This is a genomic window from Salaquimonas pukyongi (assembly GCF_001953055.1).
Lineage (GTDB): Bacteria > Pseudomonadota > Alphaproteobacteria > Rhizobiales > Rhizobiaceae > Salaquimonas > Salaquimonas pukyongi.
In genome coordinates, this window is the sequence record NZ_CP019044.1 from 2111110 (window position 1) to 2123583 (window position 12474).

The 12474-nt window shown below is 59.3% G+C and carries 10 protein-coding genes and 1 pseudogene; 2 read left to right on the top strand and 9 right to left on the bottom strand.

The genetic code is table 11. The features are described from left to right. Positions 1-14: 14 nt before the first annotated feature. On the bottom strand, positions 15-785 hold the full coding sequence (locus BVL55_RS10145) for a hypothetical protein (RefSeq protein ID WP_075996796.1): 771 nt from the start codon (positions 783-785) through the stop codon (positions 15-17). A gap of 278 nt (positions 786-1063) precedes the next feature. Between BVL55_RS10145 and BVL55_RS10150 the strand changes: the two are divergent. Further along, positions 1064-2058: pseudogene (locus BVL55_RS10150) on the top strand (glycoside hydrolase family 25 protein). A gap of 141 nt (positions 2059-2199) precedes the next feature. Then, positions 2200-2967 (top strand): L,D-transpeptidase, encoded by a 768-nt coding sequence (locus tag BVL55_RS10155; protein ID WP_075996797.1) that lies wholly within the window; start codon positions 2200-2202, stop codon positions 2965-2967. Between the two features lie 83 nt (positions 2968-3050). Here the strand turns inward: BVL55_RS10155 and BVL55_RS10160 are convergent, their stop codons facing one another. The 8 genes from BVL55_RS10160 to BVL55_RS10195 form a co-directional block, all read right to left on the bottom strand. Beyond that, the gene (locus BVL55_RS10160; RefSeq protein ID WP_075996798.1) at positions 3051-4472 is read right to left on the bottom strand and encodes a homospermidine synthase; all 1422 of its coding nucleotides are present in this window, start codon (positions 4470-4472) and stop codon (positions 3051-3053) included. A gap of 64 nt (positions 4473-4536) precedes the next feature. Beyond that, positions 4537-5721 carry a type III PLP-dependent enzyme gene (locus tag BVL55_RS10165; protein ID WP_075996799.1) on the bottom strand — a complete coding sequence of 395 codons (1185 nt, stop codon included), beginning with the start codon at positions 5719-5721 and terminating at the stop codon, positions 4537-4539. A 332-nt stretch (positions 5722-6053) separates the two neighbouring features. Next, the gene (locus BVL55_RS10170; RefSeq protein ID WP_075996800.1) at positions 6054-7664 is read right to left on the bottom strand and encodes a 5-guanidino-2-oxopentanoate decarboxylase; all 1611 of its coding nucleotides are present in this window, start codon (positions 7662-7664) and stop codon (positions 6054-6056) included. A 74-nt stretch (positions 7665-7738) separates the two neighbouring features. Continuing rightward, positions 7739-8038, bottom strand: a complete 300-nt coding sequence (locus tag BVL55_RS10175; RefSeq protein ID WP_075996801.1) for an antibiotic biosynthesis monooxygenase family protein — start codon at positions 8036-8038, stop codon at positions 7739-7741. Positions 8039-8040: 2 nt separating this feature from the next. After that, entirely contained in the window at positions 8041-8613 is a 573-nt protein-coding gene (gene ilvN, locus BVL55_RS10180; RefSeq protein WP_075996802.1) for an acetolactate synthase small subunit, read from the bottom strand. A 1-nt stretch (position 8614) separates the two neighbouring features. After that, positions 8615-9544, bottom strand: a complete 930-nt coding sequence (locus BVL55_RS10185; RefSeq protein WP_075996803.1) for a DMT family transporter — start codon at positions 9542-9544, stop codon at positions 8615-8617. Then, positions 9534-10511, bottom strand: coding sequence for a threonine dehydratase (locus tag BVL55_RS10190; protein ID WP_075996804.1), 978 nt, complete (start codon positions 10509-10511; stop codon positions 9534-9536). Before BVL55_RS10190 ends, BVL55_RS10185 begins: the two co-directional genes overlap by 11 nt. 3 nt (positions 10512-10514) lie before the next feature. Then, positions 10515-12269 (bottom strand): acetolactate synthase 3 large subunit, encoded by a 1755-nt coding sequence (locus BVL55_RS10195; RefSeq protein WP_244530645.1) that lies wholly within the window; start codon positions 12267-12269, stop codon positions 10515-10517. Between the last annotated feature and the right edge of the window lie 205 nt (positions 12270-12474).

A 12474-nucleotide genomic window follows, 5' to 3' on the forward strand; every position in this document is an offset into this window, starting at 1 on the left:
TTCAGTACGCATCGTCAGTTGCGCAGCAGGTAAACGCCGGAAGGAATGCCGCTCACGCCAAGTGGACGGCCCGCCGGAACCTGCCCGGAAGACTGCGGCATCCTGGCCGCTCCGCTATCGCTGCCTGAAACCGCACCCCGGGCTGGCTGCTGACGGCGCTTCGCCTTGCCGATGGAGCCGGTAATATCCTGTGGCGCCATGATGATAATCGGCCCGCCTTCTTCTGTTTGGGGCGTACGGGCAGAAGGGGAAACCGTGCCGGGATGATGTGATGTGGGTAATGGCGCGGCCGCAGTGCTCGCACGTTTGGCGGACTGTCTGCGTGCCGCCTGTTTTTTCGCGGCGGCGCGTTTGCGGGCAGCTTCGGCGGCCTGCTTCCGGCGCCGTTCGGCAGCAATCTCCTTCAGGGTCCTGATGGGAAGGCCTTTCAACAGCCGCTTGATTGCATCGATTGGATAGACCGCCGCGTCAGACGCTGCCTTGCGAAACAGTTTGCCGGCAATGGTGATCCGGGTGCCGATGACCGACCGCCGGTCAACGTCAGCAATGGTGAAGTAAGCATAGCCGGCCGCCTTCGCTTCCAGCAACAGTCTGGCATAGGCCGCCTTGCGCGCTACAGCCACGTCTTTTTTGGCGAAAACGGAAGCGGTGGAACGATAGGCCCCGCCATTTTCTATCACCACATTCCCCGGCACATAGACGCCCGAATAGAAGGAATTGGGTTGGGTTTTCGGTGTCGCGCAGGACACGAGCAAGATTGTGAGCAGAACTACCAGTATTCGCATGATGGCCCCTAGTGCTATCGCGGGGGAACCTTCGCCGAGCGGCGTAAACATAGCGTTAACCACGTTTGTTAACCGTAACATCCAGTATGAATTCTGACACTTGCACGAGAAAACACGGCTCCTCCTGCCCCAACAAACCGTGCAGCTCGAATCCAGGGCTGCCTTGCCCGCCTCATTTCATTTACTTCGGATTCAGTCTTTTTCGGTAAGGTTTGCTTAATGCTCGCCGGACGCCGCCTCCGGCCATCGCCGGTGTAACAGTTTCGAGTAGGCAAAACATGCGTTCTTGCGTTCTTCCGGCCATTGCCGTGGCCGCCGTTTTCCTTTCATCTTGCAATTCGTCAGGCGTTACCGACGCCCTTGATGTCACTGGTACTTCCAGCCAGACCACGGGCTCGGTCGCCGGAAGCGCTCCGGTGCCCAGCCAGTCCGTTTCCCTGGCCTCGGAGTTGGCACTGGCCGACACCCCTGACGTCCCCTCCAGCAAAGCCATCGAAAAACAGGTCAGCGAACCCGTACGCACCGCAATGGTGCGCCCGGCGCCGTCCCCGCAAGGCAGGAATACCCATGGCCGTGTCAAGGTTTACCCCCCTCGCTTCAAGGACGCCAAGCCCATCAATTTCGGGCGGGTAAAGCCCCGTCATTATGCAGTTCACGGTGTCGACGTTTCGCGCTGGCAGGGTGACCTAGACTGGGTCAAACTGCGCCGCCAGGGCGCCAATTTCGCATATATCAAGGCTACCGAAGGCGATGATCACACCGATGCCATGTTCCGCCGCAACTGGTCTGCTGCCGCCAAGGCCGGAATCCCGCGCGGCGCCTACCACTTTTTCTACTGGTGTTCGAAAGCAGAACTGCAGGCCGACTGGTTCATCCGCCACGTGCCGAAGGAAAAAGGCGCCCTTCCCCGGTGATCGACGTTGAATGGAATTCCCATTCGCGCACCTGCAAGCACCGCCCGCCCCGCGCGATGGTGTTGAAGAAGATGAAGGTCTTCATGAAGAAGCTTGAGCGTCATTACGGCCAGAAACCGGTGATTTACACCGCGCCGGACTTCTATGAGGACAACCTGAAGGGGGAATTCAGGGAGTATTCCTTCTGGTTGCGCTCGGTGGCCGCCCACCCCAAGAAACGCTATCCTGGCCGTGACTTCGCCTTCTGGCAATATTCAGGCACTGGCCTTTCGGCAGGACACAGCACCCAGATCGATCTCAACGTCTTCAACGGCAATGAGAAAAGCTGGCGGCGCTGGCTTGCGCAGCGCACCCATTAAACCCGCCAAGAGCATTGACGCGTCCGGCAACATCTGCCGGCAATCGCATCATGCTTAACAGAGTTTTAATTACCTTGGGGTAGCTTCACGGTGAGGCGGCGTTTCGGGCGTCCCGATTTCGAAATCAGCGGTGGCAAACCCATGAACTCCAGGCTGACCAGGCGAACCTTTCTGGCAGGCACGATATCCGGTGCAAGCTCTGTTCTGGCCGGCTGCAGCCTTTCCAACTTTACCGAGCAGACCTTCTCGCAAGCTCCGGCACGCGCACCGGTGGGCACGCCTTACGGCCCGGCCGGTGTCGACATGACGACGACCGGCTCCATCGGCACCAACCGGCTGGCGCCATCGATCGGCCTTGATCCCAATCTCTCCAGTGCCGCCGAGATGTATGGCCCGCTGGCAGACGGGCCCTATTCGCTTCCCGCCATTCCCTACAAGGAGATGGATCAGCGTTTCCGCCGCCAGCGCGTGCCCAACCAGGCTCGTGTCGCACCAGGGACCATTCTGGTCGATACCCGCAATCACCACGCCTATTTCGGCTTGAGCCGGGACGAGGCCGTGCGTTACGGGGTGGGGGTTGGCAAGGCCGGTTTCGAGTGGTCAGGCGATGCGGTCATCGCATTGAAGAAACACTGGCCGGTCTGGACCCCGCCGCAGGAAATGATCGAGCGCAGGCCCGAACTGGTGAAATATTCAGGCGGCATGCCCGGCGGGCCGGACAATCCGCTCGGCGCACGCTCGCTTTATCTTTACGCCAATGGCCGCGACACGCTTTACCGTCTGCACGGCACACCGGAATGGGATTCCATCGGCAAGTCGATGTCGTCTGGCTGCATCCGGTTTTTGAACCACGACATCATCGACCTTTACAATCGCGCGCCGAAAGGCACCAGGGTCCGCGTGGTTTAACCACCCTTTCGTCATTGGCCATTCACCGTACTTCGTCATCCTCGGGCTTGACCAGACGATGACGAAACGCAGGAATGACGCCCTCACACCGCCAGAATGTTTTTGAATTGCCAGGGGTCGTCGTGATCGAGGTCGGCGGTCTTGCGGTCCCACCTTGCCTTGAGGGGCGTCCAGTCCGTGTAATGGCCTTCCACCGGCCCAAGATACGGCTTTTGCACCTCAAGACAGCGTGCGTGGTCCATCTCGTCGGTCTCGACGATGCCGGCCTCGGGGTTTTCCAGCGCCCAGACCATGCCCGCCAGCACTGCGGATGTTACCTGCAGCCCGGTCGCGTTCTGATAGGGCGCAAGCTTCCGGGTTTCCTCCATGGAAAGCCGTGAACCATACCAGTATGCGTTCTTTTCGTGGCCGAACAGCAAGACGCCCAGCTCGTCGATGCCTTCCACGATCTCGTTTTCATCGAGAATGCGGTGCTCCTTCTGGGGCTGCGGCGCGCCGAAACACTCATGCAGCGAGAGCACAGCCATGTCGGCCGGGTGATAGGCATAATGGCAGGTCGGCCGGTATTCAGGCTCTGCGCCCTCACCCACCGTGTAGTAATCGGCAATCGAGATCGCCTCGTTATGGGTGACGAGAAAACCGTATTGCGGTCCCGGTGTGGGGCACCAGCTATGCACCTTGGTGATGGCACCGGGGCGGTCAAGATAGATTGCCGCCTTGCAGCCTTCCCCATGGGTGCTGGCACCTTTCGGCAGTGCCTTCTCGTGACTTCCCCAGCCAAGTTCCGCTGGCTGGAAGCCCTCGGAGATGAACCCTTCCACTGACCAGGTATTGACGAAAACACCACGCGGCCGCGGATAGTTCGGTGCCTGGGTATCACGCTCGGCAATGTGCACACCCTTGACGCCGAGCCCCTGCATCAGCTTTGCCCAGTCCTTGCGCGTCTTCGGCGTTTCATGGGCAAAGCCCGTATCGCGGGCAATGTTCAAGAGCGCTTCCTTGACGAACCACGACACCATGCCCGGATTGGCGCCGCAGCAGGACACCGCCGTCGTGCCACCCGGATTGTTCCGCTTTTCGGCCCGCACGGTCTCGCGCAGGGCATAATTCGAGCGCTCGGCCAGCGTCGCGGTTTCGTCGAAGTAAAAGCCGAGCCAGGGTTCAACCACCGTGTCGATGTAGAGCGTGCCCAGCGCCCGGCAATGCTTCATCATGTCGAGCGAAGAGGTATCGACCGACAGGTTGACGCAGAAGCCCTGGGGCTTGTCCTTGAAGAGACTGTCCAGCACCTCGCGATAGTTCTTCGGGGTCAGTGCTACCTGGTGGAACCTGACGCCTTTTTCCTCCAGAAAACCCGCATGCTCGGCAGACGGTTCCACAACGTGAATATCGTTCCTGTCATAGTCGAAATGGCGCTCGATCAGCGGCAGTGTCCCGCGGCCGATGGAGCCAAAACCGATGATCACGACAGGGCCTTCGATACGGCCGTAAACGGGATGGGTCATGGCGGCACTCCTGTGTGCCCGGCCGGGTTCGACCGGGTTTCTTCCATGCAAAACGAAAATTGAATCAAAGAACCACGACGGCAAGCGGCGGAAAGCCGTTAAAGCCGACCGACGAGTAACTCGAGGTATAGGCGCCGCAATTGCGGATGATCACCTGATCCCCCGCTTTCAGCCCAAGCGGCAGATGCACCGGGCGCTTTTCATACAGCACATCGGCGGAGTCGCAGGATGGCCCGGCCAGCACACAAGGGCCGGTCACCTCATGGTCGCGATCCGTGATGAACTGATAGCGGATCGCCTCATCGATGGTTTCGGCAAGACCGGAGAACTTTCCGATATCAAGATAAACCCATCGATGGGCATCGCTGTCGGACTTGCGCGATACCAGCATCACTTCGGCTGCAATCATGCCGGCTTCGGCAACAAGCCCCCGGCCCGGTTCTGCCATGATACGCGGCACCTTGCCAAAGCGCTGGCGCACCAGTTCCATGATCTGGGCGGCATAGGCGGTGGCGGGCGTCACCTCCTCACCATAAAATGCGGGAAAACCGCCACCGATGTTGAGAAGGGTAAGCTCGAACCCGGCATCTGCTGCCTGGTGCCAGATCGCTGCCACCTGATCGAGCGTTGCCGTCCACATTTGCGGCCTGCGGGTCTGCGAACCCACATGGAAGGAAAAACCTACGGGATTAAGGCCATGCCGCCGTGCCAGTTCCAGCAGGTAAATCGCCTTGTCGCGCGCGCAGCCGAACTTGCGCGACAGCGGCCAGTCGGCTTCGGTAACATCGACGATCAGGCGGATGTAGACTTCCGCGCCCGGTGCGTTATCGGCGATCTTTTCGATCTCTTCTTCCGCATCGGCGGCAAACAGGCGGATGCCGTTGTCAAATGCCCAGGCGATATCGGATGCGCGCTTGATCGTGTTGCCGAAGGAAATGTGCTGCGGCCTTGCTCCGCGCGCCAGGCAAAGCTCGATCTCCCCTTTCGAGGCGGCATCAAAGTGCGATCCTTCGGCGATCAGCGTGTCGATAATCGCGGTTTCCGGATTGGCTTTTACCGCATAGTGGATTGATGCACGGCCAAGGCCCGCTTTCAGTGCCCGGTAATTCTCTGCGACCACAGCAGGATCAAGCACCAGCGTTGGCCGGTCGAACACGTTCGAACGGATATGGGCTTCAATACGGGAAATCGGGCGGGGGGAATAGCCGACGGCAGCGCCGCCGGCAAGGCCGGTTACGTATGCGTTCATGGTCATCTCCAATAGACCCGGCCATTGGACCCCGCATGGGGAATCCGCGTATGACCGCTCACTTCCAAGGGAGACGTTACCGTCGCTACGTAAACCGAGTGCGGACTACTGAACCGCTGGCCAGAGGCGCGTGCGTTGGCGTCTGTGGGCGCGCATGTAGTCAAAGCGCACAAGCGATGCAAGGATAAAATCGCGCAAGGGGAACAATTTCCCGCTCCAATGGCCGCTTCAAAAGCATCCAGACGCACATGCCCGGGAAAACCACAATGAAATCAGTCCATTGCGGAAAAGCGTGGCCGCCATGTCTCCAGCGCATAACAGCGGTGTGCTTGTCACAGCGCGTTTGCCATCACCTCGATCAGCACCGGCATGCCGTCTGTCCGGCCTGACTCGTGCGCCTTGCGAACGGCTCCCGCAAGGTTCTCCAACGCAGTAATCTGCACAGCCTGCCAGCCAAAGCCCCCCGCCAGCATCTGAAAATCGGGCACTTGCGGATCGACGGCAATCGGCTCAATGCCCAATTCGATGAAACCGTCGCGAATCTGTTTCAGCGACTGGTTGTTCCACAACAGCACAATGACCGGCAGCTTCTCCTCCACCGCGGTTGCCATTTCCTGAATGGTGTAGAGGATGCCGCCATCGCCGGTGAAAACCACCACCGGCTTTTCCATCGCGCCCAGCCTGGCGCCAATCCCCGCAGGAAGGCCATAGCCCAGCGTGCCATAACCCTGCGGGAACAGCATTCGCCCGGAAGTTTCGGGCCGGAACACCGCATGTCCGGTATAGCCGATCTGGGTCATGTCGCAGGCGACCAGGGTTTTCTCCGGCAAGGCATCGACCACCGTCTCGAAAACCTTGCGGCGCAGCCGCTCTGCCTCATCCAGGCTTTCATCATAGGCGGCCAGTGCAGCGGCAACCCTGCCCGCCGTGCTCTTGGTGCGTGCATCGTTTGCAGCAGCCCGAACCTCCTTGGAAAGCGCATCGAGAACAGCCGGTGCATCGCCATGAAGTTCGATATCCGCTTTGGGGCCGTTGCCGAATTGCCCGGCATCGATGTCGATGCGGATCAGCCTGCCGTTAAACGCATACTCATTGCCCCAGATCTCGGTGCTTGCCAGTTCGCTGCCTGCCACCAGCACAACATCCGCTGTAGAAACCAGCTCATGGGTTGCCGCCGACACCAGGGTCGGACCCAGGCTCAGCGGGTGGGAGCACGGCAGAATACCGCTTGCAGCAACCGTTGTTACCACCGGTGCGGCAAGCTTGTCGGCAAGCGCCAGAACTGCCGCCTCTGCACCGATTGCCCCGCCACCGGCAATCATCAGCGGATTTGAAGCCTCCGAAAGCAGGCCGGCTGCCTGCTGTATCGCGTTTGAATCGGCCTGCGGCTTCATTGCCGCTGCCTGGGGCGTCCAGTCCTCTCCTACCTCCTGCGCAAAAATGTCTATCGGCACTTCGATATGCACCGGCCTTGGCCGGGCCGAGTTGAACACATCGAAGGCCCTGGCGAGCAGGCCGGGAAAATCAGCCGGTGTCTCCACCCGCGCCGAAAACGCCGTGCAGGCACTCATCAGCTTTTGTTGATCGGGCAATTCATGCAATTCACCCCGCCCCCTGCCCAGATGATGGGTCTCGTTGACGGAAGAAATCACCAGCATGGGAACCGAGTCGGAATAGGCCTGGCCGATGGGGGTTGCAGCATTGGTGACTCCCGGTCCGGTGATCAGGAAACAGACCCCGGGTTTGCCGCTTGCCCGCGCATAGCCGTCGGCCATGAAACCGGCGCCCTGTTCGTGGCGCGGAAGAACATGGCGGATCCGGCTGCCCACAAGGCCGCGATAAAGCTCCAGCGTGTGCACGCCGGGAATGCCGAACACGACTTCGACTTCGTATTGTTCCAGCAAAGCAACGATCGCCTCGCCGCAGGTTTTGGTATTTCTCATGAGTGACAGCCAGAAAAACGATTGAACGACAGCTTTTTGGCTCTAGCAGCCGCCATCACCTTCCGCAATCGGTGCTATTTCTTCTTCGCCGAACGCCGCACCACGTCGCAGACGATAATCTCGTAATCCTCGTAGAATTCGGCCCTGCCAAGCTTCATCGCCTCGCGGTGTTCGGGATGTTGGGCCCAGGCTTTCTGGCTTTCAAAATCTGAAAACTCAACGATAGTCACCCGCTCCCCGTCCGGTGCGGTAAACCCCTTGTGGGAAACATAGCCGGGCATTGCCTTGGCAAGTTCATTCATGCGCTCGGACCACTGATAATATTTTTCGCTGTTTTCGGACCTCAACCGGCTGCGAAAGATGGTCACCGGCATGGTTACATACCTTCCGCACCGCGGTTCATGGCAGCAACCCCGGTACGGCAGACCTCAACCAGACCCAGTGGCTCCATGATGGCGATGAACTGTTCTATCTTGGAAATGCGGCCGGTGATCTCGAAGGTGAAATGATCGATGGAAGCATCGATCACCTGGGCGCGAAAAGCGTCGGCCAGCCGCATGGCCTCGACGCGGTTTTCGCCGCGCCCTGCCACTTTCACCAGCGCCAGTTCCCGTTCCAGCGGCTTGTCATAGCCTTTTTCATCGGCAACCAGCGTAAGATCGACCACCCGGTGCACAGGGACGGCCCGTTCCAGAAGCTTCTTGATCTGTTCGAGCACATGCGCCGTGCCGCTGGAGACAATGGTAATCCGTGAAAGGTGCTTTTCATGGCTGGTTTCCGAAACCGTCAGGCTTTCAATGTTGTAGCCGCGGCCGGAAAACAACCCGATGACACGGGCAAGCACGCCCGGCTCGTTGTTGACCAGAACCGAAAGCACATGGGTGCGCGGAACTTCGGTCTCCCTGGCGATGAAATAGGCAGAGCCTGCCTGTTGTTTTTTCGGGCTCATGTTACTTCGTTCCTGTGGTTTGTTGTTGTGAGTTAGCCGCTTTTCGGGTGGCGTTCCAGTTGCGAGAGACGGCAATGCCGCCAAGAATGACGCTTAGTGCGAGCCAGGCGTTCCAGGGCAGTTTTTCCGACAGGATCAGCGTTCCCCAAAAGACGCCGGCAAGCGGCACCAGCAAATTGATCTGGCCGAAGAAGCCCGCGCCCTGCCGTGAAATCAGCACATACATCAGGAAGGAGGCTGCCACGGTGGGCAGGGCAGCCAGCAGAAGGATCGACACCGATGCTGCGGCGCCCGGCACCTGCTGCGGCGGGGTTTCAAGGACCAGGGCCGCCGGCAGCAGGATGACCGCAGACCATGCAACGATGATCCCCATCAGCATGGAGACGTCGAGATGGATCAGCCTCTTGGTGAGCAGCGAGTTGATGGCATAACAGATCGCGGCACAAAACACGATCATCTGCGAGAACAGGTTGTCCGTCACCCCCTGCACAAGCGCCGGCCAGAACAGGATCACTAGCCCGGCAATTCCCATTCCAACGGCCATCAGCTTGTTGATGTTGAGTTTTTCATCATCGGTGACGAAATGCGCAAGGACAATGGTGACAAGAGGCATAACCCCCATCAGGATTGCCGCCAGCCCGCTGTCGATAACCTGCAAACCACTCGAAATCAGCGAAAAGGGCAGCGCATTTCCAAAAATGGCGCACAAAAACATCAGCCCATGCTCGCGCCATGTCGCCTGGATATGCGTTCTGCTCCAAAACAGGATAACGGCAAAAATGGCTGCCCCCAGAAACTGGCGCACTGCGGTAAGCGTAACCGGCGGCACTTCGGCAACCGCCACTTTCTGGAGCAGGAAACTGCCGCCCCAGATCATTGCCAGCAGTGCCAGCAGGCCGTAATCGGCAAGACCGGGCTGTTCACGCTTCATCGGGCGGCGGCGCGCCGAAAACGCGCTCCCTGAACAGGTCCAGATCGAGGTTTCCGCCGGACAATATCAGGGCGATCTTCTTTCCCTCATTGGCGTGCTTTTCCTTTAGCGCTGCAGCAAGGGGCGCTGCGCCCGCTCCTTCCGCCAGATTGTGGGTATCGGTCCAGTAGTGGCGTATCGCGGCTGCGATTTCCTCATCGCTGACCGTCACGATCCGCGACGCCCCTGCATTGATCATGGCAACAGCCTGCGGATCGGGTATCCTTGTCGCAATCCCGTCGGCAAACGTCTTGCACGTGTTGGTCGAAACGGGATGGCCAGCCGCAAAGGAACGTGCATAAGCAGGCGAACCTTCCGCCTGAACGCCGATAATCTCCGCCTTGGCACCCAGCAGGTCACGCGCAGCAATTGTCCCGCATATGCCGGAACCAAGACCGATCGGTACATACACAGCGTCCAGATCGTCATGGGCTTCGAACAGTTCGGCACCATATCCGGCAACGCCGGAAACCAGACACTTGTCGAAGGACGGCACGAAGGTCAGCCCCTGTTCGGCAGAAAGCGCATCGGCATGCGCCTTGGCATCGTCGAAATCCTCACCGTGTTCGATCAGCCGCGCACCGAAGGCGGCCATCGCCGCATTCTTCTCCCTGGAGTTTTTCTGCGGCACGACAATGGTAACCGGGATACCGGCCTTCGCTGCGGCCAGGGCAATGCTTTGCCCATGATTGCCCCGCGTTGCAGAAATCACGCCGGGACAATCAGGCTGCGTCCGCTTGAGCATGTCCATGTAGACAATGCCGCCGCGCACCTTGAAGGCACCGGTGGGATTGTGGTTTTCGTGCTTGACGATAACCCTCGCGCCCACCCGTTCGCCCAGCAATGGCCAGCAATGGGCAGGCGTCGGTGTCAAAACCTCACCCACCGTTTTGCGGGCTTGGCGTAGCTCGTCGGCTGTAATCTGCATTGCTTAAACCAGCTGCCTGCCCTTTTCATCGATCGCCGAACCCACCGCCTCGTCGGTTGCTTCATCTGGCAGCAGCATCTCGTTGTGTGCCTTGCCCGAGGGAATCATCGGGAAACAGTTGGCAAGATTGGCCACACGGCAATCGAAGATTACCGGCGCATCGGTATCGATCATGTGCTGGATCGCATCGTCGAGTTCGTCAGGCTTTTCGCATTTGATGCCGACGCCGCCATAGGCTTCCGCCAGCTTGACGAAATCCGGCAGGGCCTCGGTATAGGAGTGCGACAGGCGGTTGCCGTGCAGCAATTGCTGCCATTGGCGAACCATGCCCATATACTGGTTGTTGAGAATGAATATCTTGATCGGCGCCCGGTGCTGGACGGCCGCCGACATCTCCTGGATCGTCATCAGAACCGAGGCATCGCCTGCAATGTCGATCACCAGCGCATCCGGGTGTGCCATCTGCACACCGAAGGCTGCAGGCAGGCCGTAGCCCATCGTGCCCAGCCCCCCCGATGTCATCCAGCGGTTGGGTTCCTCAAAACCGTAAAACTGTGCCGCCCACATCTGGTGCTGGCCCACCTCCGTGGTGATATAGGTCTTGCGATCCCTGGTCAGCGCATACAGCCGTTCAATGGCATATTGCGGCATGATCACGTCTTTTGACGGCTTGTAGGCAAGCGATTGCCGGCTGCGCCAGCGCTCGATCTGCGACCACCAATTGTTGAGCCTGTCTTCTTCCGGCTTTTCCGCAATCGCATCCCACAAGACCAGCATGCGCTCCAGAACATTGGCAACGTCGCCAATAATCGGAACGTCGACGCGAACGTTCTTGTTGATCGAGGAGGGATCGATGTCGATGTGGATCTTTTTCGAATTCGGCGAGAATGCGTCGAGCCTGCCCGTGATGCGATCGTCGAACCGCGCACCGACGCATACCATGACATCGCAGTCATGCATGGCCATGTTTGCTTCATAGGTACCGTGCATGCCCAGCATGCCGAGCCAGTTTTCCCCCGATGCGGGATAAGCCCCCAGGCCCATCAGCGTCGAGGTAATGGGAAAACCGGTTTCAGCCACCAGCTTGCGCAGCAGTTGCGAGGCTTTCGGACCTGAATTGATGACGCCGCCACCGGTGTAGAAAACCGGTTTCTTGGCACCGACCATCAACTGAACGGCAGCGGCAATCGCGTCTTCCTCGCCTTCAACCCGCGGCTTGTAGCTTTTCAGTTCGTAATGCTCCGGCGGATAGTACATGCCGGTGGCAAACTGGACGTCCTTTGGAATGTCGATCAGCACGGGACCGGGGCGCCCATGGGTTGCCACGTAAAAGGCCTCGTGCAGGATGCGCGGCAACTCATCCACAGAGGAAACCAGCCAGTTGTGCTTGGTGCAGGGGCGCGTAATGCCCACGGTATCAGCTTCCTGAAACGCATCCGATCCGATCAGGCCGGTTGGCACCTGGCCTGTCAGACAGACAAGCGGGATCGAATCCATCAGCGCATCCTGCAGGGGCGTTACCGCATTGGTGGCGCCGGGGCCGGAGGTGACCAGCATGACGCCCGGCCGGCCAGTCGAGCGGGCATAGCCTTCTGCGGCATGTCCTGCGCCCTGCTCGTGGCGGACGAGAACATGGTTTACCTTGTCCTGCTGGAATATCTCGTCATAGATCGGAAGCACTGCCCCGCCGGGATAGCCGAACACCGTATCGACCCCATTGTCGGCCAGGGCCTCGATAACCATCTCGGCACCGGTCATCTTTCGGGCCGCAGATTTCGCTTTTTTCATCTTGACGCTTTTGGGCATGGTTCCGTTTCTCTTGTTCGCACCGGCTTGCCGGTTTCTGCTTTAGGTCATGAACTCATAAACAGGGCAATAAAAAAGGCCCCTTTCGGAGCCTGTTTTGCGCATACGCTGCCGAAGCGACAGGTTTACCAACCTGTCACGCGCATGCGCACACCAC

Coding starts and splice junctions, on each gene's coding strand:
- BVL55_RS10155 (WP_075996797.1), top strand. CDS start 2,200: ATGAACTCCAGGCTGACCAGGCGAACCTTTCTGGCAGGCACGATATCC.
- BVL55_RS10145 (WP_075996796.1), bottom strand. CDS start 785: ATGCGAATACTGGTAGTTCTGCTCACAATCTTGCTCGTGTCCTGCGCG.
- ilvN (WP_075996802.1), bottom strand. CDS start 8,613: ATGAGCCCGAAAAAACAACAGGCAGGCTCTGCCTATTTCATCGCCAGG.
- BVL55_RS10190 (WP_075996804.1), bottom strand. CDS start 10,511: ATGCAGATTACAGCCGACGAGCTACGCCAAGCCCGCAAAACGGTGGGT.
- BVL55_RS10185 (WP_075996803.1), bottom strand. CDS start 9,544: ATGAAGCGTGAACAGCCCGGTCTTGCCGATTACGGCCTGCTGGCACTG.
- BVL55_RS10165 (WP_075996799.1), bottom strand. CDS start 5,721: ATGAACGCATACGTAACCGGCCTTGCCGGCGGCGCTGCCGTCGGCTAT.
- BVL55_RS10195 (WP_244530645.1), bottom strand. CDS start 12,269: ATGACCGGTGCCGAGATGGTTATCGAGGCCCTGGCCGACAATGGGGTC.
- BVL55_RS10160 (WP_075996798.1), bottom strand. CDS start 4,472: ATGACCCATCCCGTTTACGGCCGTATCGAAGGCCCTGTCGTGATCATC.
- BVL55_RS10175 (WP_075996801.1), bottom strand. CDS start 8,038: ATGCCGGTGACCATCTTTCGCAGCCGGTTGAGGTCCGAAAACAGCGAA.
- BVL55_RS10170 (WP_075996800.1), bottom strand. CDS start 7,664: ATGAGAAATACCAAAACCTGCGGCGAGGCGATCGTTGCTTTGCTGGAA.